A 19,947-nucleotide genomic window follows, 5' to 3' on the forward strand; every position below is an offset into this window, starting at 1 on the left:
CGCGGCGACGATGCGCCTGAGGTTCGAGGGGGCTGGCGGAGAGGTTGCTGGGGCGGTCATGGGTAGCACTTCCGGACGGTGGGCGGGGACGGTTCCGTGTCGTCGGTCCCTGCCTGGAGGTCGGCTGCGGAACAGGCCAGTTCACGCCCCTGCTCACAGCCGCGTTCCCCAAGGTGATCAGCCTGGATCTGTCGATGTAGATGCTCCGGCAGGCCGCCGGCCGCTCCCCGGCCCGCATACGCGCCGACGCGAGCGCACTGCCGCTGCCCGACGCATCGGTCACGGCCGTCGCCGCCGTCGACATGCTGCTGTTCCCCGCCGAGACTGCCCGGGTCCTGGCACCGTACGGCGTGCCGCTGTGGATCAACCAGCTCGGCCGGGACGGCCCGTTGCACCTGCCGGCCGACGAGGTCGCCGACGCCCTGCCCGGACGGTGGAGAGCCACCGAGTCCGCGGCCGGCTGGGGCAGCTGGGCCGCCCTGCGACGTGCCTGACGCCCCGCGTACACGGCCGCGGGCACGCGCCCGCGGTGGCAGGCCGTCAACAGGGGTTCGGTCCACGCCTGCCCGCGCCGGACCCTGCCAGGTGTGAACCGCGCACCGACGAGCCGTCCGGCGAAGGACATGCCGACCGGATCGGAACGAGGACGTACGGATCACGCTGCTCGCCGAGCCGCGAAGACTGAATGTCGAGCCGAGAGGACCGAACATCGGACTCAGCTTCTTCTCAGCCGGTGTCGCCCACGCTTGAGACGACCGAGCATCTTTCGCACCGGATGAGGGGGAGTTCATGGTCTCCCGCACTGCCGCGCCGCCCGACGTCCTGATCGGTGACTGGACCGAATCGAGGAGAACGGGCGACGCGGACAGACTGAACCAATTCTTCGAGGCCGCCTGCGACCGCACACCGTCAGCCATCGCGCTCGAATGCGGTGCACACCGGTTGACCTACGCGGACCTCGACGTCCGGGCCAATCGAGTCGCCCACTACCTGCGTCGGATCGGAATCGGTCCGGGCAGGCTCGCGGCCCTGCTGCTGCCGCAGTCCGTGGAGACTTATGTGTGCATGCTGGGTGTCTGCAAGGCGGAGGCGGCGTTCGTTCCGATCGACCCCGCGGCGCCGCCCGACCGGGTTGCCTTCATCCTGCGTGATGTGGGCGCCGACGTGGTGCTGACCACGTCCGTTCTCGCCTCCGGCGCCGTCTGGGCGGGGCCGCACAAGGCGTGCCCGGTGGTCGAGGTCGACGCGTGCGCCGGGGATTTCGATCTGCTGCCGTCCGCGCGCCCGTCCACCGAGGACCGGCGCGCGGAGGACCCGCTGGCGTACGTCATCTATACGTCCGGGTCCAGCGGCAGGCCCAAGGGCGTGGAGATCGCGCAGTCGAGCATCTGCAACTTCCTGCGGGTCGTTTCCCCGATCTACGGTGTCCGGCCGCGGGACCGGGTGTACCAGGGCATGGCGATCTCGTTCGACTTCTCCATCGAGGAGATCTGGCCGACCTGGGCGGCCGGAGCGACGCTCGTCGCCGGACCGGCCGGCCCGGGACGCCTCGGTGCCGAACTCGCCGATTTCCTCCAGGAACACGAGGTGACCGTCCTGTACTGCGTACCGACGCTGCTGGCGACGGTCCCGCGCGACCTCCCGCGGATCCGCAGCGTCGTCGTGGGCGGTGAGGCATGTCCCGCCGCACTCGTCGAACGATGGAGCAGGCCGGGACGGCGCATGCTCAACACGTACGGACCGACCGAAGCCACCGTGACGGCTACGTGGCAGGAGCTCCTTCCGGGCCGGCCGGTCACCATCGGCCGGCCCCTGCCGACGTACACGGTCGTGCTCCTCGACGAGTGGCGCCGACCCGTCCCGCAGGGCGCCGTCGGCGAGATCTGCCTGGGTGGCCCCGGCCTCGCCCGTGGCTACGTGGGACGACCGGACCTGACCGCCGACCGCTTCGTCGAACACCCGCTGGCGCCCGGGAACGGCCCTCTCTACCGCACCGGGGACCTCGGCAGGATGACCGCCGACGGGGAGATCGAGTACCTCGGCCGGGCCGACGCGGAGGTGAAGATCCGCGGGTACCGCGTGTCACTGGAGGAGATCGACAGCGTACTGATGGAGGACCCCGGTGTCGCCCAGGCAGGCACCGCCCTCATGGCTGCGGGCGACGGCGACAGTCGCCTCGCCGCCTACGTCGTGCGCACCGAGGACCGCGAAGTCTCCGACAGCGATCTCACCGCCCGGTTGCATGAGCGCCTGCGCCGGTCACTGCCCGCCTACATGGTGCCCTCGACCCTGGACTTCCTCGGACGGCTGCCGGTCATGCCCAGCGGCAAGACCGACCGCAGACGACTGCCGCCACCGGTCGGCCACCGGCTCGCCGGAACCGGACACGTGGTGCCGGTCCGCGGGGGCCTGGAGACGAGAGTGCGTGACGCCTGGGCCCAGGTGCTCGGCATCGCCCCCGGGGAGTTGTCGGCGGAGGCCGACTTCTTCACGGACCTCGGCGGACATTCCCTGCTCGCCGCCCGTGCCGTGTCATTGCTGCGTGACCAGGACGGCACGGCAGGACCCACCCTGCGGGACCTGTACGAGCACCCCACCGTGCGGGCGCTCGCGGCACGCCTGAGTTCTGCGGCGGCCCGCCCCGCCCCGACGGCGCGGCCCCGCCCCGCCGCTCTCCGGCACAGCCGTGGGCGGATCGCGCGTGCCGGGCTGGCCCAGCTGGTGGCGATGTACGGGTTGCTCCTGCTGCTCACCGGGCCGGTGGCTCTCTCCTACTCGGTCCATCACGGCCAGGAGTCGGGCTGGGGCGCGGTGTGGTCCACCCTCACCGTGCTGGCCGGCTATCTCGCCGTGCGCTGGCTCGTTCCCGTCGCTCTCGCCCGGCCGTTGGCGGCGGGCATCAGGCCCGGCCGTTACCCGTTGTGGGGAACGACCTATCTGCGGCTGTGGGTGCTGGACGTGCTCGTGCTCGGCCCCAGTCCCCTGCGGGTTCTCAGCGGGTCACCCCTGATGGGCCCCTACCTGCGGCTCCTGGGCGCACGCATCGGCCCTGACACCACCATCGCCACCGGTCTGATCGGCCTGCCCGCGCTGCTGCGCATCGACCGCGACGCCGCGATCGGCTACGGCGCCGTGCTGCGTCCCTGGCAGGTCGCCGACGGTTGGGTCACGATCGCTCCGATCACCATCGGCGAGCGGGCCTTCGTAGGTGCCAACGCGGTCTGTGAGCCCGGCGCGTGCCTGGGACCCGGGTCCGCGCTCGGTGAGCAGTCCGTGGCGGGCCCGGACGGTCCGGTACCCGCCGGGGCGCGCCGCGCCGGATCGCCCGCACGTCCTGTCACCTCGCTGTCGCCCTCTGTCGAGGCGATGCTGGGAACCCGCGGCGAGACGGACCGCTGGCAGCCGAGGCAGCTGCTCGCCGTCCTGCTCGGTCTGGTCCTGCTGGAGGCAGCCGCGGTCGCCATGGTCCTGCCGAGTGTCTCCCTGCTCTGGTGGGCCTGGCTGCACGGCGGCCCGGCCGCCGGACTGGCCGCCGCCGTGCTGTCCGGCCCGGTCTTCGTGATCACGGTGTGCCTGACCGTCGCGGTCGGCAAGCGCATGGTCCTGCCGAGGACACCCCCGGGAACCCACCCGGCGCGTTCGGCACTCGGCGTACGCAAGTGGATCGCGGACAAGCTGCTGGAACACAGCCTCATGTTCACCAACTCGCTGTACGCCACGCTCTACACGGCCCCGTGGCTGCGGCTGCTCGGCGCCCGCATCGGCCGCCGCGCCGAGGTGTCCACCGTGTCGCACATCGACCCGGACCTGCTCACTCTCGGCGACGGCAGCTTCGTTGCCGACATGGCCGGCATCGGCGTCGCCTCCTTCGCGGCCGACCGCATGACCTTCGAACCGACCGAGGTCGGCGAACGTTCCTTCATCGGCAACGCGGCGCTCGTTCCGGCCGGAACACGGCTCGGCTCGGGCTGCCTGATCGGCGTGGGCACGGTCCCGCCCACGGACCGTGTGCCTGCCGACAGCACCTGGCTGGGCTCGCCCGCCCTGCGGCTTCCCGTACGCCAGGACAGCGGGACGTATCCCGAGAGGCTGACGTTCTCGCCTTCCCGCAAGGCCGTGCTCGGCCGTCTGGCCATCGAGTTCCTCCGGACCACCATGCCCGCCTCGGTACTGGCCATCAGCGGCTGCCTGTACCTGCTGGCCCTGGCCGACACCGCACACCGGACAGGGCCGCTCGTGCCCCTGCTGGTGTCCCCGCTGCTCGCCATGGGCGCCGCGTTGGCCGTCATCGCGTACTGCGTGCTGGCCAAGTGGGTGGTCGCCGGGAAGTACCGGCCGCGCATCGAGCCCCTGTGGAGCCTGTTCGTGCGCCGCACGGAGTTCGTCACCGGACTGTTCGAGGCGGCCGCGGTCCCGATCGGTGTGGGCCTCCTGGTGGGGACACCGTTCCTGCCGCCGGTGCTGCGCCGGTTCGGAGCCCGCATCGGACGGCGTACCTGGATCGGTACCACGTTCCTCACCGAGTTCGACCTGGTGGAGGTGGGCGACGACGCCGAGATCGGCATGCACGTCTCGCTGCAGAGCCATCTGTTCGAGGACCGTGTGATGAAGATGTCGACGGTGACCGTCGGCCCCGGGGCGAGCATCGGCCCGCGGACGGTCGTGCTCTACGACACGGTGGTGGGCGCCGACGTCCGGCTCGGAGCGCTGTCGCTGGTCATGAAGGGCGAGCGGCTGACCTCGGGAACGAACTGGCAGGGGCTCCCGGCCGAAGGAACCGCCGTGGCATCCGTCGGTCCTGCGTCTGTGGGTCCTGGGTCCGCCGGTCCTGCGTCTGCCGGTCCTGCGTCCGTCGGTCCGGCCCGGTCCACGCACTGAGGGAGACCGTCATGACACACACCGAGGCGTTCGCCGGGCACCGTCGCCTGGCCCTCGTCTACCGAGGGCCGGCCTCACAGCCCGGCTGCCCCGAGGCAGTCGCGGGGCTCCTCGCCTCGGCTCGATGGAATCTGGACGTCCGATTCACCGGGCCCGACGAGGCACTTCCGCTGACGGCCCGGACCCTGTCCCACGCCGCGCTGTACGCCCAGCCCGGTGGCGGCACGCTCTCGTCCGCCTACCGGAGACTACGGAGGCAGCGCCGGGCAGTACGTGACTTCGTCCACCGAGGAGGGAGCTATCTGGGCTTCTGCCTCGGCGGCTACCTCGCCGGAGCCACCCCGGGCTTCGGTCTGCTGCCTGGCGACACCGACCAGTACATCGCCTCCCCGGGCGCCACGGTCGACGACGAGCGCGACACGGTGATCCAGGTGACATGGCGCGGCCGTCCGCGCACCGTGTTCTTCCAGGACGGCCCCCTCTTCGTCCTCGACGAGAACGCCGACGCGAGGATCCTCGCCACCTACGACAACGGTGCCGCCGCCGCCCTCGTGACCCGGTACGGCCATGGCCGCGTGGCGGTCACCGGACCGCACCCCGAAGCCACCGCGGACTGGTACACCGACCACGGCCTGCCGATTCAGCACACCCTGGACCTGGCCGAGGAACTGGTGGAAGCCGTGATGCGGGAGTGACCCGGGAGCCCTCGTCGCGACGCCTGCCTGACCTGCCTGAGGGGCTTCGGCAGGGGACACGCAGGGGACACGTACGGGAATCCGATGTCGCCGAGAAGCACACTCGGCCGACCCGAGGCACGGGCCGGCCAAGTACGCTTCTCTCTATCGGTAGTTGCTTTCTCCGCCATTCAGCCGAGTGGCTGATCGGTGACACGCGAGGCACGAGCCTGACGCTCACGTTCCTCGGTGCCGGGCTCACGTCGTCCTTCGGGCCGCCTGTCGTCCCGCCGCTCGTCGGATTCCCGCCGGTCGCCACTGTCGTCGTACCGCCTGCGCTCCGGGGCGTCCTCGTCCCTGCCTCGGCGTCCTTCCCTGAGGTCGCTCATCGTTCCTCTCCTCGACTGACCATTTCCGATTGACGACTCCAGCCTGTGACTGCGGCACTGAGAAGAGACTGAGAACCGGCTCGCCCCTCAGCGTCCTTTCAGGAAACAGCGACTTCGGCCCGGGGCTATGGTGGACGGAGAGGTCACCATGCGGATGCTGATCACCGAGGACGAGCCCGCGCTCGCCGATGCCATCGCCGACGGACTGGCTGCAGAGGGGTTCGTCGCCGACATCGCGTACGACGGAGCGGACGGACTGTGGCGGGCGCTGCACGAGCCCTACGACGTCATCGTGCTGGACATCATGTTGCCCGAACTGTCCGGATACGAAGTCCTGAAACGGCTGAGGGCAGCCAGGGTCTGGACGCCGGTGCTGATGCTCACGGCGAAGGACGGCGAGTACGACGAGGCGGATGCCCTCGACCTCGGCGCCGACGACTATCTGAGCAAGCCGTTCTCCTACGTGGTGCTCGTCGCCCACCTGAGAGCCCTGCTGCGCCGTGGCGCACCCGCCCGGCCCGCCGTGCTCACCGCCGACGACCTCACCGTGGACCCCGCCTGCCACCGCTGCTGCCGCGGGGAACGGCACATCAACCTGACAGCAAGGGAATTCGCTCTCCTGGAATACCTGCTCAGGCACGCCGACGAGGTGATCAGCAAGACTGACATCCTCACCCACGTCTGGGACGAGAACTTCGACGGCGACACCAACATCGTCGAGGTGTACGTCGGCTATCTCAGGCGTAAGATTGACGCCCCGTTCGGCCGCCGGACCATCGAAACCGTCCGCGGTGCCGGCTACCGACTCCACAGCACTGCGAGATGACCGATGGCCGCCGACGTCCGCTCCTGGTGGGCCCGCCGGTCGCTGCGACTGAGGCTGACCGCCGCCGCGGCCCTGGTCATGACGGCCGGACTGGCCGGAGCGGCCCTGCTGCTCGTGGTCTGGTTGCACGCCAGTCTGATCAACGGCCTCGATCAGACCGTACTGCAACGCGCCCAAGTCGTGGCCGCTGACGTGGACAGCAACCAGATCGGCGCAGAAGTACCAGCCACCTCCCACGCGGAAGCCGCCGTGCAGATCGTCGACGGGAAGGGAGACGTACTCTCCAGCTCGGCCAACCTGCGTGGTCTGCCACGGCTGTTCACCTTCCCGGCAAGCCGGTCCGGGACCCCGCACGCCCACACCGTCCACGACATCCCCGAGCACGAGAACGGAACCTGGCGCGCCGTCGGCGTACCCGCAGGCACGCCCCACAACCCCGTGACCGTGTACGTGGCCGTGCCCACCGAGAGTGTCGACCACGGATTGGCGCAACTCTCCGCAGGCCTGGCCACCGGCGTACCGGCAGTAGTCGCCCTGCTCACCGGAATTGTCTGGCTGCTCACCGGACGCGCGCTGCGACCCGTGGATGCCATGCGCGCCCAGACGGCCGAGATCACCGGGTCCGACCTGAGCCGCCGTCTCGACGTGCCACCCGCCAACGACGCGCTCGGCCGACTGGCCACGACCTTCAACGACCTGCTCGGCCGCCTGGACGCCGCGACCCGGCGACAGCGGAGGTTCATCGCGGACGCCGCTCATGAACTGCGCAGCCCCCTCAGCACCCTGCACACCCGCCTCGAAGTCGCCGACCACCACCCGGAATCCGCCCACTGGCAGACCCTCGCGCCCGACCTGCTCCGGGAGACCGAACGGCTCAACCGTCTCGTCGACGACCTCCTCCAGATCGCACGACTCGACGCCCGGCCCCGGCTGCGGACCCGGCCCGTGGACCTGGACGAGATCGTCTTCGCCGAGGTGCGCGAGGCCCGCAGCCGCACCAGTCTCGTCATCGACCAGCACGCCGTCGGCGCCGCACGCCTGACAGGCGACGAGGACGCCCTCGCCCGCGTCGTACGCAACCTCCTCGACAACGCGCTGCGCTACGCCGCGACCCGCATCGACATCAGCCTCCATACGCTGCACAACACCGCACACCTGGTCGTCGCCGACGACGGCCCCGGCATTCCTGAGGCCGACCGTGAGCGCGTCTTCGGCCGATTCACCCGCCTGGACGACGCCCGTGCACGGGGCACCGGCGGCAGCGGGCTCGGCCTCGCCATCGTCCGCGACATCGTCACGGCCCACCACGGCAGTACCCACATCGAGGACAACCATCCCGGTACACGGCTGGTCGTCCAACTGCCGACAGGAGAACCGTAGTCGCCACGCAGGGACGGACCCGGCAGGAGTCCGCGGGGGCATGCGGGTCATCAGGCTGCTCATCGCGGGACGGACGACCGATGACGGCCGTACCGCTGTCCCCCGCGCGTCCTCAGACGGGGTAAGCGTGGGTCTGCGTCGCCTTCACCGTCGCCCAGACCTCCGCCCCCGGGTGCAGGTCGAGTTCGGCGGCGGCGACCGTGGTGAGGTCGGCGGCGAGGGGGAGGTCGCCGGTGAGGGCGGCGCGGATCTGGTCGCCGTGGGTCTCCAGACCGGCGACCTCGCAGCGCCAGACGTTGCGGGCGCTGGAGCCGGTGGGGCGGCTGCCGTGGAGGGTGATGGCGCTCGGGGGGAACGCCACGAAGACCGGTCCGGACAGGAGCTCCGCGATGGTGATGGCGGGGCCGGTGTCGAGGCGGACCGTGTGGCCGTCCGCGTGACCCCGGTGGAGGTTGAGGCCGACGAGCTGCGCGATGTAGTCCGTACGGGGATGGCGGGCGATGTCGGACGGGCTGCCCTCCTGGACGACTTCGCCGTGCTCGACGACGACCAGGCGGTCGGCGAGGACCATGGCGTCGAGCGGGTCGTGCGTGACGAGTACGGCGACCGCTTCGAACTCGGCCAGGTGGTGCCGGAGTTGGGTGCGAACCTCCAGACGGGTACGGGCGTCGAGGGCGGCGAGGGGCTCGTCGAGGAGGAGCAGGCGCGGGCGGGTGGCGAGGGCGCGGGCGAGGGCGACGCGCTGTGCCTGGCCGCCGGAGAGCCGCCGAGGCCTGGCGCCGGTGTGATCCGCGAGACCCAGGCGGTCGAGCCACTCGGCGGCCTGCGCACGTGCCTCCGCCTTGGTCGCCCCCTGACAGCGCGGCCCGAACGCCACGTTGTCCAGGGCGGTCAGGTGGGGGAAGAGCAGGTAGTCCTGGAAGACGACGCCGACGGGGCGGGACTCCGGCGGCGTACGCTCCAGCGTCGCGCCGTCCAGCCGCAGGTGACCGCCGGTGAGCGGTGTCAGGCCGGCGAGCGCGCGCAGGGCCGTGGTCTTGCCGGCGCCGTTCGGGCCGAGCAGGGCGACCACCTCGCCGGGCACGACGGTCAGTGCCACGTCGAGGCGGAAGGCGCCGCGGTCCACCACGAGGCGGGCGTCGAGCCCGTCCGGGGCGGTGTTGGTGCGGTCGTCGTGGGTCTCGGTCATCCGGCGGTCATCCAACGGTCACGCAGCCCGGCCAGCACCGTGATGGACACGGCCAGCAACACCAGGCTGAGGGCGATCGCCGCCTCCGGATCGCTCTGCAGGGCGAGGTAGACAGCGAGGGGCATGGTCTGGGTACGGCCGGGGAAGTTGCCGGCGAAGGTGATGGTCGCGCCGAACTCGCCGAGCGCGCGGGCCCACGCCAGGACCGCGCCGGCCGCGATGCCCGGCGCGATCAGCGGGAGCGTGACCCGGCGGAACGCGGTGAAGCGGGACGCGCCCAGGGTGGTGGCCGCCTCCTCGTAACGCGGGTCGGCGGCCCGCAGGGTGCCCTCGACGCTGATGACGAGGAACGGCATCGCCACGAACGCCTCCGCGACCACGACCCCCGCCGTGGTGAACGGCAAGGTGACGCCGAACCAGGAGTCCAGCCACTTTCCGACGATGCCGTTGCGGCCGAGCGCCGTCAGCAGCGCCACACCGCCCACGACCGGCGGCAGGACGAGCGGGAGCGTGACGAGAGCGCGGACGAGGCCGCGGCCGGGGAACTCGACCCGGGCCAGCAGCCAGGCCAGCGGCACCCCGATGACCAGGCTCACCGCGGTCGCGGCGGTGGCGCAGATCAGGGACAGCTGGAGCGCCTGCCATACCTCGGCGCTGGTCAGCTGCTCGGGCATGCTGCGCCACGGGGCCCGTACCAGCAGGGCGACCAGGGGCACGACCAGGAATGCCAGGCCGATCAGCGCGGGCACGAGCAGCGGCAGTGGTACGCCGCGGACACCACCCGCCCGGACACGCCGACGCCGCGGCCCACCCCGGGGGGCGCCGGTCGCGGCGTCGGACTTCGCGGTCGAGGTCACGGCTTCAGGAACCCGGCCCCGGTCAGGACCTTCTGGCCCTCGGCGGACTGCACCAGCGCGATGAACGCCTTGGAGGCATCGGCGTTGGGGGTGTCCTTGAGCAGCGCGATCGGGTAGTCGTTGACGGCCTTGGCCGACTCGGGGAACTCCACGCCCTCCACCTTGTCACCGGCCGCCTTCACATCGGTCTTGTACACGACCGCCGCGTCGGCCTCCTTCAGCTCGACCTTGGTCAGGGCGCTCTTGACGTCCTGCTCGTACGACACCGGAGTGAGCTTGAGTCCGCTGGCGTCGAGGGCCTTCTGGGCGGCGGCGCCGCACGGCACCTCCTTGTCGCAGAGCACGACCTTCAGGCTCGACCCGGTGAGGTCCTTGAGGGAGGAGATCTTGTCGGGGTTGCCCGGCAGAGTGGCGATCTCCAACTGGTTGCGAACGAAGGTGGCGGGCGTGCCGGAGGCGTCGCCCGCGTCGGTGACGATCTTCATCGTCTTGGGACTGGCCGCGGCGAAGACATCGGCCGGCGCACCGCCGGTGATGCTCGCGGCGAGAGAGTCGCTGCCGCCGAAGCTGAAGGTCACCTTCGTACCCGGGTGCTGCTTCTCGAACTCCTTGCCCAGGGCCGTGAAGCTCTCCTTCAGCGAGGCCGCGGCGAACACGGTCACCGTGCCGGACAGCTTGTCCGACGAGGAGGCCGGGGTGGAGGAGTCCGACTTCACCGACGAGGAGTCGTCGGACGAGGAGCAGGCGCTCAGGGCCAGCAGCGCGGCGGCGCCTGCACCTGCCACCTGCAGGGTCCGGCGGGTCCTGCGCGCAGTACGGGTTATCACGGGTCCACTCCCTCTGGTCCTGACGGACACATCTACGGTCTGTCGACGACCACGTTGGTCGACTTGATCACGGCAATCGCCGGAACACCGGGCTCCAGCTTCAGTTCCTCAGCCGACTCGCGGCTGACCATCGCCACCACCCGGAACGGCCCGGCCTGGATCTCCACCTGCGCCGAAACGTCCCCGAGGATCACGTCGGTGACGATGCCGGAGAGGCGGTTGCGGGCCGAGGACCCGGTGGAATCCCGCTCCGTACGCCGCGACTGCCGGGCGTAGGCCGCGAGGGCCGGCCCGGGGATGATCCGGCGGCCGGTCCCGTCGCGCTCGGCGGTGATCTTCCCGCCGTCGACCAGACGCCTCACGGTGTCGGCGCTGACGCCGAGCAAGGCGGCAGCATCCCCGATCCGGTAGGTGTGCATGCGCCGATGATACTGCCGCAGATGCGAGGGAAAAGTCTTCTGTGGCTTTGCATGAGCCGGATCATGGATCTGACCGGATTGCATGTGCGTTTGTACAGGATGGCTGTCCGGGTAGGGACATCCGGGAGGTGGTAGCCCGTGAGTCAGTCCCCCGCAGCGGCGGACCCGGTGGCGGAATTCGCCCTCGCCGGCGATCTGACCCGTCCGGTCCGCCTGACGGTGCCCGACCTGCTCGTCTGGCCGCAGCACGAGGCCGACGTCAGTTTCGAGTGCGCCACCAGCGGTATCCAGCACCACCGCTTCACCGGGCCGCTCCTGCACGACGTCCTGTCGGCGGCCGGTCCCGTCTTCGACCCCGCACGCCGCAAGGACCGCCTGCGTTTCCTGATCGCGGTGTCCGGCGCGGACGGCCACCACGCCCTGCTGTCCTGGGCGGAGATCGACCCCGATTTCGGCCGCGCGCCCGTACTGCTCGCCGCCACGATCGACGGCACTGCGCTCGACCGCGCCGGCGCCCAGCTCGTCCTGCCCCAGGATCGCTGCGGGGCCCGGCACATCAGCGGCATCAACGCGATTCGGGTGGACGGCGGCTACGCCTCCTGGGCGTGACACCGGGCCGTACCCGTACGGCAAGGACGGAGGGCGAGCTGTGAGCCGGGTGGAACCGAGGGCGTCCTGACCGTCCGGCATGTGCCGCGCGCGGCCGCCATCGGTGGCGGTGGACGGCGTGGTCCGCCCCGGCGATGCCCGGCAGATCGGCGGATCGCCATTCCCGGCGGAGGGCCGGCGGAAGCCACCCGCACAGGAATCGCGTTGCCGGAGGTGAGCCGGATGGCTACGGTCGGTCCCATGGCGGATGACGAACCCACGCGCTCGGCACGACTGTTGGACGCCCAGACGAAGGCCGAGCGGCTCTTCGCGGAGATCGAGGAGCGCGGGCTGGTCGCGCCCGGCGAAGGGGAACGGGCGGTCAGCGACCGGATCCGGGACCTCGCGAACGAGCTGTTCGGCACGACCCGGCACTGGCACAAGCGCATCGTGCGTTCCGGGCCGAACACGCTGATGCCGTACCGGGAGAATCCGCCGGACCGGCTGATCGGCGCGGACGACATCGTGTTCGCCGACTTCGGGCCGATCTTCGAGGAGTACGAGGCCGACTTCGGGCGGACCTTCGTCCTCGGCAACGACCCCGTCAAGCACCGGCTGCACGACGACCTGCCGAAGGTCTTCGCGGCGGGCCGGCGCTTCTTCGGGGCCGACCCGGAGATCACGGGCGCGCGGCTGTACGCCGAAATCGAACGGCTGGCGGCGCAGGCCGGTTGGGAGCTGGGCTGCTGGCACGCCGGGCACCTGGTCGGGGAGTTCCCGCACGAGCGGATCGACGGCGCGGACATGGAGTCGTACATCACGCCCGCCAACGACACCCCGATGCGGCGCACCGACAAGGCCGGGCGCCGCTGCCACTGGATCCTGGAGATCCATCTCGTCGACCGGGAGCGGGAGTTCGGCGGCTTCTACGAGGAGCTGCTCACGCTCTGATCCGACAGCGCGAGCCACACCCGGTCGCGGGTGAGGGGGGCCGGGTGAACCGGACGCCCGTCGCGTCCCGGAGGGCATTGGCGAAGGCGGGGGCGACCGGGTTGAAGGGGCTCTCGCTCATCGACTTGGCGCCGAGGGGCCCGATGGCGTCGGCCGTCTCCATGAAGTGGGCCTCGGTGCGCGGGATGTCGGCGTACTGGGGGAGCCGGTAGCGGCGGAAGGCAGCCGTCTCGACCTCGCCCCGCTCGTCGATGCGGACGTTCTCGAAGAGGGGCGCGCCCAGCGCCTGGGCGACACCGCCCTCGACCTGGCCGCGGCACTGCATCGGGTTCATGACCTTGCCCGCGTCGGCGGCGTGCACGCTGCGCAGGATGCGGATCTCCCCGGTGCCCGGGTCCACGGCGATCCGGAACCACTGCGCGTTGAAGGCGACCGAGCGCGGGGTGCCGCCGAAGTGTCCGTCGGCGGTGAAGGCGACCCCGACCGCCTGCGCGGCCGCGTGAAGCTCCTTCAGCGGGAGGCGTCCACCGGGGTGGAGCACTGCCTCCTCGGTGAGCAGGCAGCCGGCGCGCGGGACCCGCAGATGGGCGGCGGAGAAGTCGAGGAGCATGTCGGCCAGGGCGCGCGAGGCACGGAGGGTGGCCTTGCCCGCGACCACGACGCCCGTCGAGGCGAAGGCGCCGGTGTCGTGGCGTACGACGTCCGTGTCGGACTGGCGGACGGTGATATGCGGTCGGCGGTGGTGGCGAGTTCGCCCGCCGCGATCTGGCGGCGCACGGTGGTGGTGCCGTCGCCGAACTCCGCCGTACCGACGCCAAGTTCGAAGCTCTCGTCGGGCAGGAGGGCGGCCCGTGCGTCGGCGATGTGACCGCCGGGCGGACCGGTGGCGATCACCGCCAGGGCGGTGCCCTCGCCTACCAGCCAGCCCTCGGGGACGGGCTCGGTGGCAGGCTCCGCCTGGGCGCGATCTGGCCCCTACAGGCACTCGACGAGCACGCTCGTCGACTTCACGCGTGCGGTGACCCTGACGACGACCACGGGACCGGGTGCCCCGACCGGCTCCCGGGTCGCGAGCGACACCCACTCGGTGCGGCCCCGGCCGGACCTCCACCTACGGTCGGAGCGGTGACGATGCCGGTGAATGCGTTGCGCACGGGGAGGCCGGCGCTTCTCGGTCAGACGCGGTCGATGTGCACGTTCGTCGACTTCACCCGGGCCGTGGCCTCCATTCCGACCTCCAGCCCCAACTCCTCCACGGCCTCCCGCGTCAGCAGCGACACCAGCCGGTGCGGGCCGGCCTGGATCTCCACCTGGGCGGCGACGTCACCGAGCTTCACCGCGGTGACGATCCCGGGGAAGGCATTGCGGACCGAGGTGTACGAAGCGTCCTCCTCACCGCCACCGCCCTTGGCCAGCTCCACGGAGAAGGCGGCAAGATCCTTCCCCTCGATGAGCCGCCGTCCGCCCTCGTCCCGATGGGTGGCCACCCGGCCTGCGTCGGCCCAGCGCCGCGCGGTGTCGGGGCTCACACCAAGGAGCCGGGCGGCCTGGCCGATTGTGTAGAACTGCATACGCGCCAAGATAGGCCCATCCGCGGGTGACCTGCCCACCGCACTGGTCCGGTCAGGTCGGTAGCTGTCCGGGCTGGCGGCGGTGTCCGGCATCAGGTGTGGTCACCAGCGCCGGCTCGTCGCCGTTGGCCGGCCGGATATCATCCGTTGATGATCAAATTTCGCGCCCGCACACTGGTTTTCGACATCGACGGCACGCTCTGCTTCGACGGACGAACGATCGATGATCGGATTCTCGCGGCGATCGGCGAGTGCGAGCGCGTCGGCCATCATGTGGTGTTCGCTTCCGCCCGGCCTGTCCGGGACCTGCTGCCCGTCCTCGACGGAGCCTTCGCGTCCGCCGGACTGATCGGCGGGAACGGGAGTCTCGTCTCGGTCGACAGCGAGATTCGGGCTCGGGCCGCGTTCGATCCCGCCGGACTCGGCGCGCTGCTGGAAGCGGTCGGGCAGTACGAAGCGACATACCTCGCCGACGGCCCCTGGGACTACGCCTACACCGGACCTGCGGACCATCCGATCCGGGGCCGTGTCGATCAGGGCAACCTCGCGAGAATGGTGGACATCGCCGAGCTTCCCGAGGTCGTGAAGTTCCTCGTCGTCGGTGCGTCGGACATGGCGGCACTCGCCGAGGTCGGCCGTGGGCTGGGGATGACGGTCAATCACCACCTCGACGAGGCGATCATCGACTTTGCGCCGGGTTCGACGACGAAGTGGGAAGCCCTCAGGTGGATGGGGATCGGCGAGTACGTCGCATTCGGCAACGACATCAATGACTTCGATCTGCTGCGGAACGCGGAGCGGGCAGTACGCGTCGGCTCGCACCCGGGTCTGGACGATGTCGCCCACGTCACCGTCGCGGCCGACCCGGAGGCGGTCGCGGCCGAGATCTCACTGCTGGCCGAGGCGGCCCAGGACATTGTCCGGGCGGTGTGATCGCGGGCGTCACGCGTGCCTGACGGCCTCGGCCCGTCTTCGCGATGAGTCCATCCCGTGCCGACAAAGTACGGAGCCCGTGGTCAGGCGCCCGAAGGTCCGTCCCACGGGCCGTCGCCTTCGGATCCGCCCCGGCACCGCACCCCGCGACCCGGTGCGGCCGACGCACCGACGAGGCGCGGGCCGCCCGGCCAGATCCTGCCTCGCGGGTCGGAGCCCTCTCCGTGCTCCCCGGCCGCCGGTGCATCGTCAGCCGGGTCCGGGCGCCGTGCTGTCCCGCACCACGAGCCGCGTGGGCACCAGCGTCGTTCCCCGCTCCGCCTCGCCCTGCCGCACCTGGCGCAGGGCGCTCTCCACGCAGCGGCGGCCGACCTCGGCGAAGTCCTGGTGGACCGTGGTCAGCGGGGGAAGGAACGAGCCCGACTCCGGGATGTCGTCGAAGCCGATGACCGACACGTCCTGGGGGACCTTGCGGCCGCGTTCGTGGAGGGCGCGCAGCAGGCCGAGTGCCATCTGGTCGTTGGCGGCGAACACCGCGGTGCAGTCGGCCTGTTCGGCCAGATGGAGGCCCGCGCGGTAGCCCGACTCCGCCGACCAGTCGCCTCGGACGAGGGGTGGCGGCATGCGTCCCGCTTCCTCAAGTGTCCTGCGCCAGCCGTCCGTTCGGCGTTGCGCCGCGAACGACGCCTCCGGTCCGGCGAGGTGCCACACCGTGCGGTGCCCGAGGCCGAGCAGGTGCTGCACGGCGTCCCGCGTGCCGCCCGCCTGGTCCGTGTCGACGACCGCGTACCGGTCTCCGGCGTCCGAGTCCGCGACCACGATCTTCACGTGCGGCGGCAGCGACAGGCTCGCCGAGTCGAGCAGATGGACCTCCATGATGACGATGACCGCGTCCACCGCCAGCTCGCCCAACCGGGAGAAGGCGCCGCGCACTTCGTCCTGGGTGGGGACCGCGACCGGCAGCAGTGTGACCGAGTACCCCTCCTGTGCGGCCGATGTCGCGATGGCCTCCAGCGTGCGCACGTTGCCCGTCGTGGACAGCGTGAAGGTGATCACGCCTATCGTGCGGAACTCGCCCCGCTTGAGCGCGCGGGCCGCGCTGTTGGGCCGGTAGCCGAGCTCCTTCATCGCCGCGAGCACCCGTTGCCGCGTCTCCTCGTTGACGCCGGGGAAGCCGTTGGAGACGCGGGACACCGTCTGCGAGGAGACGCCCGCGACCCGGGCGACGTCCGCCATCGACGCGTTCTGCGTACGGCGTCGGCCGTCGGCCCCGCCACGCGCCGCGGTGCTGTCCGCTGCTCCCACCGTCCCCCCTCACCGGCCGCCTCGTTCGTATACCGGCGAGACGGACTCTTGACCGTGATCAATGGGGCGGTGTAGACATGCCGCCACCGAATGGCGTCACCGTCGGCCTCGACAACGCGGTGATCGGCAGCCTGTGGACCGACCGGATCACCGTCACCGGGCCGGACGTGGAGGTGCTGGCCCGCTACCGCAGCGGGACGTACGCCTCCCGCCCGGCCGTCACCCGCCGCACGACGGGCGGCGGCTCGGCCGCGTACGTCTCCACCCGCCTCGGCGCCGAAGGCCTCGTCGCGCTGCTGCCCACACTCCTCGCACCGGCTGACGTGACGAGTGAACTCCCGTACGAAGCGACTGGGTTGATCGAACTGACCGTGCGCCGCGACGCCGGCAGCCGCTACCTCTTCCTGGTCAACCGCAGTGACGTGCCGGTGCCGCTGCCCGGAGTGACCGGTGAGCTCCTTGTCGGCCCCGCGACGGAGGGCGACCTCGTACTACCGCCCCGGGAGGTCGCCGTACTCCGGCAACCCGCCCCCTGAATCGCACCACAGCAGTACCAACTATCCGCCCATCCATGTGATCTGGGAGTACACGTTGGCACGCCGTACCCGCACAGGACGATTCCTCGGCCTCGTCACCACCGCCGCCCTGGTCTCCGGAGCCGCCCTCACCACCGCCCCGCCCGTGACGGCCGCGGGGTCGACCGCCGCCGTCACGGTGACCCCCGACCCCTCGTACCAGCAGCAGAAGTTCGAGGGCTGGGGCACCAGCCTCGTCTGGTTCGCCAACGTCACCGGCGGCTATCCGCAGGAGATCCGCGAGAAGCTCGCCGACCTCCTCTTCGGTGACGACGGGCTCGCCCTCAACATCGCCCGCTACAACATCGGCGGCGGCAACGCCCCCGATGTGAAGGACTACCTGAGGGCCGGGGGAGCGGTCGACGGATGGTGGAAGGCCCCCGAGGGCACCACCCGCGACGACACCGACCAGTGGAGCGCCGACGACCCGGCGGACTGGAACCCGGACGCCGACGCGACACAGCGCTGGTGGGTGAACCGGATCAAGGACGACATCGACCACTGGGAGACGTTCAGCAACTCGCCGCCGTACTTCATGACGGAGAGCGGGTACGTCTCCGGCGGCTTCGACGCGACCGAGGACCAGCTCAGGGCCGACTCGGTCGACGACTTCGCCGCGTACCTGGCCGGCGCCACGCAGCGCCTGGAGAAGGCGGAGGGGATCGAGGTCGACACCGTCGACCCGTTCAACGAGCCCAACACCGGCTACTGGAAGACCACACTGGGCGCCGACGGCGAGCCGACCGGCGGCCGTCAGGAAGGCGCGCACATAGGTCCCGAACTCCAGCAGAAGGTCATACGTGCCCTCGCCCCCGCGCTGAAGAAGGCGAGGACCGGTGCGGAGATCTCGGCCATGGACGAGACCAACCCGGGCATCTTCTCGACGAACTGGAACAGCTACCCGGCCGACGTGAAGAACCTCGTCGGTCGGATGAACGTCCACACGTACGGCACGGGCGGCCGTACCACCGTCCGTGACCTCGCCAAGGCGGCCGACAAGCCGCTGTGGATGAGCGAGGTCGAGGGCGACTGGGGCGACGGGCAGTCCTTCACCGACATGCGGCCCGGTCTCGGCCTCGCCCAGCAGATGGTGGACGATCTGCGCGAACTGGAGCCCACCGCCTGGGTGTTCTGGCAACCGGTCGAGGACTACGACAACATGAAGCCCGGCGGGGAGTCCGCCAAGGGCGGCAACTGGGGCAGCATCCAGCTCCCGTTCAGCTGCACCTCCGAGGACACCCTCGCCAGCTGCCCGGTCCGGACGAACACGAAGTTCGACACGGCCCGCAACTTCACGCACTACATCGAGCCGGGCGACCGGCTGATCAAGACGGACGACACCTCCAGCGCCGCCGCCGTCGCGCGGTCCGGCAAAGGCGCCACCGTCGTCCACGTCAACCGCACCACGGACGCCCGCACCGTGACGCTGGACCTGTCGAAGTTCGCCAGGATCGACCGGGACGCCACGGTCACACCCGTCGTGACCAGTGCCGCCGGCAAGCTGGAGCGCCACGACGCCGTCCCGGTAGGCGACAAGAGGGCCACGTTCACGGTGCCCGCGCAGTCGGTGACCTCGTTCGTCGTCGACGGGGTGTCCGGTGTTACGAAGGACGCGGCGACCCTGCGCAAGGGGCATGCCTACGAGCTGACGGGCGTGCAGAGCGGCAAGGACCTGACCGTCGCCGACGACGGCAGCGGGCTCGTCATCAAGGCCGGCGCCTCCGCCGCTGACCGGCAGTGGCAGCTCCGGCAGATCAGCGGAGACGGGGCGGACAACCGCAAGCAGTACGTGTTCACCAGCGCGGCGAGCGGCAAGCGTCTTGCCGTACGCAACGGTGTACCGGTCGTCGAACCCGACACGGGCCGGCGCGACGCGGCCACCCGGTGGATCATGTCGTCGACCGGTGACCACACCTGGACGCTCGTCAATGCCGGGACCGGCAGACTCCTGGAAGTCGGCGGCCAGGCCACGAACGACGGCGCCGCCGTCACCACCTGGCTGCCCAACTCCGGGGCGAACCAACGGTGGAAGGTCGCCGATGTGACTCCGTAGACGTACGACGTGCCGGGCCCCACGGCGACCGCCGTGGGCGACCCCGGCTCGGCAGGGCCTGTCCAAGGGCCCTCCCGGGCCGCGACGAACGGTGCCGATCCGGGGCGGAGAATGAACCCATGGATCGCTTGCTGCACCTTGACCGCACGCTCGATGAGCTGGACCCACCCCGCTGGGCGGCTCCGGACGCCGACGCGACCCGCCTGGTCCGCAAGGTGCATGAGCTGCGGCGCGTACCGCTGGGCGAACTCCGACCGGCGGATCTGCGCACGCTGGTCACCCAGCGGGTGTCCCTGTCGTACGTTCTCCCGCTCGCGGTGCGCCTGCTGATCGAGGAGCCACTGCTGGATGCCTGCTTCTACGAGGGGGACCTGCTGCTCGCTGCGGTCGAAGCCCCGGAATCGGCCTGGGCCGTGCTGCCAGACCTCGCCGCGCGGCTGCGCGCCGTGATCACGACGCTGCCGGAGGCGGTGGCCGCCGACCTGCCGCGTGGCGGCGCCGGGCAACTCGGCCGCTTTGTCGCGTAGCGCCG

At 71.0% G+C, this 19,947-nt stretch carries 17 protein-coding genes and 2 pseudogenes; 11 read left to right on the forward strand and 8 right to left on the reverse strand.

All coding sequences use genetic code 11. The annotated features are described in order from the left end of the window. The first annotated feature begins 200 nt into the window (after positions 1–200). The 3 genes from ACFVX4_RS21530 to ACFVX4_RS21540 all read left to right on the forward strand — a co-directional run bounded on the left by ACFVX4_RS21530 (position 201) and on the right by ACFVX4_RS21540 (position 5,573). Complete coding sequence (locus tag ACFVX4_RS21530; RefSeq protein ID WP_389979676.1) at positions 201–494, forward strand: hypothetical protein; 294 nt, start codon at positions 201–203, stop codon at positions 492–494. A 295-nt stretch (positions 495–789) separates the two neighbouring features. Continuing rightward, positions 790–4,878 (forward strand): Pls/PosA family non-ribosomal peptide synthetase, encoded by a 4,089-nt coding sequence (locus ACFVX4_RS21535; RefSeq protein WP_389979679.1) that lies wholly within the window; start codon positions 790–792, stop codon positions 4,876–4,878. Between the two features lie 11 nt (positions 4,879–4,889). Next, positions 4,890–5,573: a BPL-N domain-containing protein gene (locus ACFVX4_RS21540; protein WP_389979682.1), complete on the forward strand. Its 684-nt coding sequence runs from the start codon at positions 4,890–4,892 to the stop codon at positions 5,571–5,573. 170 nt (positions 5,574–5,743) lie between these two features. Here the strand turns inward: ACFVX4_RS21540 and ACFVX4_RS21545 are convergent, their stop codons facing one another. After that, positions 5,744–5,941 carry a hypothetical protein gene (locus tag ACFVX4_RS21545; protein ID WP_389979685.1) on the reverse strand — a complete coding sequence of 66 codons (198 nt, stop codon included), beginning with the start codon at positions 5,939–5,941 and terminating at the stop codon, positions 5,744–5,746. A gap of 148 nt (positions 5,942–6,089) precedes the next feature. On the opposite strand from ACFVX4_RS21545, the gene ACFVX4_RS21550 reads away from it, so the two are divergent. After that, complete coding sequence (locus ACFVX4_RS21550) at positions 6,090–6,767, forward strand: winged helix-turn-helix domain-containing protein (protein ID WP_389979688.1); 678 nt, start codon at positions 6,090–6,092, stop codon at positions 6,765–6,767. Positions 6,768–6,770: 3 nt separating this feature from the next. Further along, entirely contained in the window at positions 6,771–8,147 is a 1,377-nt protein-coding gene (locus tag ACFVX4_RS21555) for an ATP-binding protein (RefSeq protein WP_389979691.1), read from the forward strand. 112 nt (positions 8,148–8,259) lie between these two features. On the opposite strand, the gene ACFVX4_RS21560 is transcribed toward ACFVX4_RS21555, so the two are convergent. Genes ACFVX4_RS21560 through ACFVX4_RS21575 form a run of 4 tightly spaced genes read right to left on the reverse strand, consistent with a single transcriptional unit; the run spans position 8,260 to position 11,439 of the window. Next, positions 8,260–9,336: an ABC transporter ATP-binding protein gene (locus tag ACFVX4_RS21560; RefSeq protein WP_389979694.1), complete on the reverse strand. Its 1,077-nt coding sequence runs from the start codon at positions 9,334–9,336 to the stop codon at positions 8,260–8,262. Then, positions 9,333–10,193 carry a molybdate ABC transporter permease subunit gene (modB, locus tag ACFVX4_RS21565; RefSeq protein ID WP_389979697.1) on the reverse strand — a complete coding sequence of 287 codons (861 nt, stop codon included), beginning with the start codon at positions 10,191–10,193 and terminating at the stop codon, positions 9,333–9,335. Before modB ends, ACFVX4_RS21560 begins: the two co-directional genes overlap by 4 nt. Beyond that, positions 10,190–11,017, reverse strand: a complete 828-nt coding sequence (modA, locus tag ACFVX4_RS21570) for a molybdate ABC transporter substrate-binding protein (protein ID WP_389980015.1) — start codon at positions 11,015–11,017, stop codon at positions 10,190–10,192. The genes modB and modA overlap by 4 nt, the downstream gene beginning before the upstream one ends. 35 nt (positions 11,018–11,052) lie before the next feature. Then, a complete protein-coding gene (locus tag ACFVX4_RS21575) occupies positions 11,053–11,439 on the reverse strand; it encodes a molybdopterin-binding protein (RefSeq protein WP_266423563.1) in 387 nt (128 codons plus the stop codon). 138 nt (positions 11,440–11,577) lie between these two features. Between ACFVX4_RS21575 and ACFVX4_RS21580 the strand changes: the two genes are divergently transcribed. After that, a complete protein-coding gene (locus ACFVX4_RS21580) occupies positions 11,578–12,048 on the forward strand; it encodes a molybdopterin-dependent oxidoreductase (protein ID WP_389979701.1) in 471 nt (156 codons plus the stop codon). A gap of 240 nt (positions 12,049–12,288) precedes the next feature. Then, positions 12,289–12,978 (forward strand): M24 family metallopeptidase, encoded by a 690-nt coding sequence (locus ACFVX4_RS21585; RefSeq protein WP_389979704.1) that lies wholly within the window; start codon positions 12,289–12,291, stop codon positions 12,976–12,978. Here ACFVX4_RS21585 and ACFVX4_RS21590 read toward each other — a convergent pair. After that, positions 12,954–13,944 (reverse strand): annotated as a pseudogene (locus ACFVX4_RS21590) (xanthine dehydrogenase family protein molybdopterin-binding subunit); the annotation flags it as partial. The gene ACFVX4_RS21585 and the pseudogene ACFVX4_RS21590 overlap by 25 nt on opposite strands. A gap of 209 nt (positions 13,945–14,153) precedes the next feature. Further along, positions 14,154–14,549 carry a molybdopterin-binding protein gene (locus ACFVX4_RS21595; RefSeq protein ID WP_385333844.1) on the reverse strand — a complete coding sequence of 132 codons (396 nt, stop codon included), beginning with the start codon at positions 14,547–14,549 and terminating at the stop codon, positions 14,154–14,156. A 150-nt stretch (positions 14,550–14,699) separates the two neighbouring features. On the opposite strand from ACFVX4_RS21595, the gene ACFVX4_RS21600 reads away from it, so the two are divergent. Continuing rightward, positions 14,700–15,482, forward strand: a complete 783-nt coding sequence (locus ACFVX4_RS21600) for an HAD hydrolase family protein (RefSeq protein ID WP_389979707.1) — start codon at positions 14,700–14,702, stop codon at positions 15,480–15,482. 249 nt (positions 15,483–15,731) lie between these two features. Here ACFVX4_RS21600 and ACFVX4_RS21605 read toward each other — a convergent pair whose 3' ends face one another. Continuing rightward, the gene (locus ACFVX4_RS21605; RefSeq protein ID WP_389979710.1) at positions 15,732–16,787 is read right to left on the reverse strand and encodes a LacI family DNA-binding transcriptional regulator; all 1,056 of its coding nucleotides are present in this window, start codon (positions 16,785–16,787) and stop codon (positions 15,732–15,734) included. 86 nt (positions 16,788–16,873) lie between these two features. Between ACFVX4_RS21605 and ACFVX4_RS21610 the strand changes: the two are divergent. The 3 genes and pseudogenes from ACFVX4_RS21610 to ACFVX4_RS21620 all read left to right on the forward strand — a co-directional run. Further along, positions 16,874–17,323 (forward strand): annotated as a pseudogene (locus ACFVX4_RS21610) (beta-galactosidase trimerization domain-containing protein); the annotation flags it as partial. Between the two features lie 55 nt (positions 17,324–17,378). Continuing rightward, positions 17,379–19,415, forward strand: a complete 2,037-nt coding sequence (locus tag ACFVX4_RS21615) for an RICIN domain-containing protein (RefSeq protein WP_389979713.1) — start codon at positions 17,379–17,381, stop codon at positions 19,413–19,415. Between the two features lie 119 nt (positions 19,416–19,534). Beyond that, positions 19,535–19,942: a contact-dependent growth inhibition system immunity protein gene (locus ACFVX4_RS21620; protein ID WP_389979716.1), complete on the forward strand. Its 408-nt coding sequence runs from the start codon at positions 19,535–19,537 to the stop codon at positions 19,940–19,942. Positions 19,943–19,947 lie beyond the last annotated feature (5 nt).

It is taken from the genome of Streptomyces sp. NPDC058240 (assembly GCF_042882135.1).
Taxonomy (GTDB): domain Bacteria; phylum Actinomycetota; class Actinomycetes; order Streptomycetales; family Streptomycetaceae; genus Streptomyces.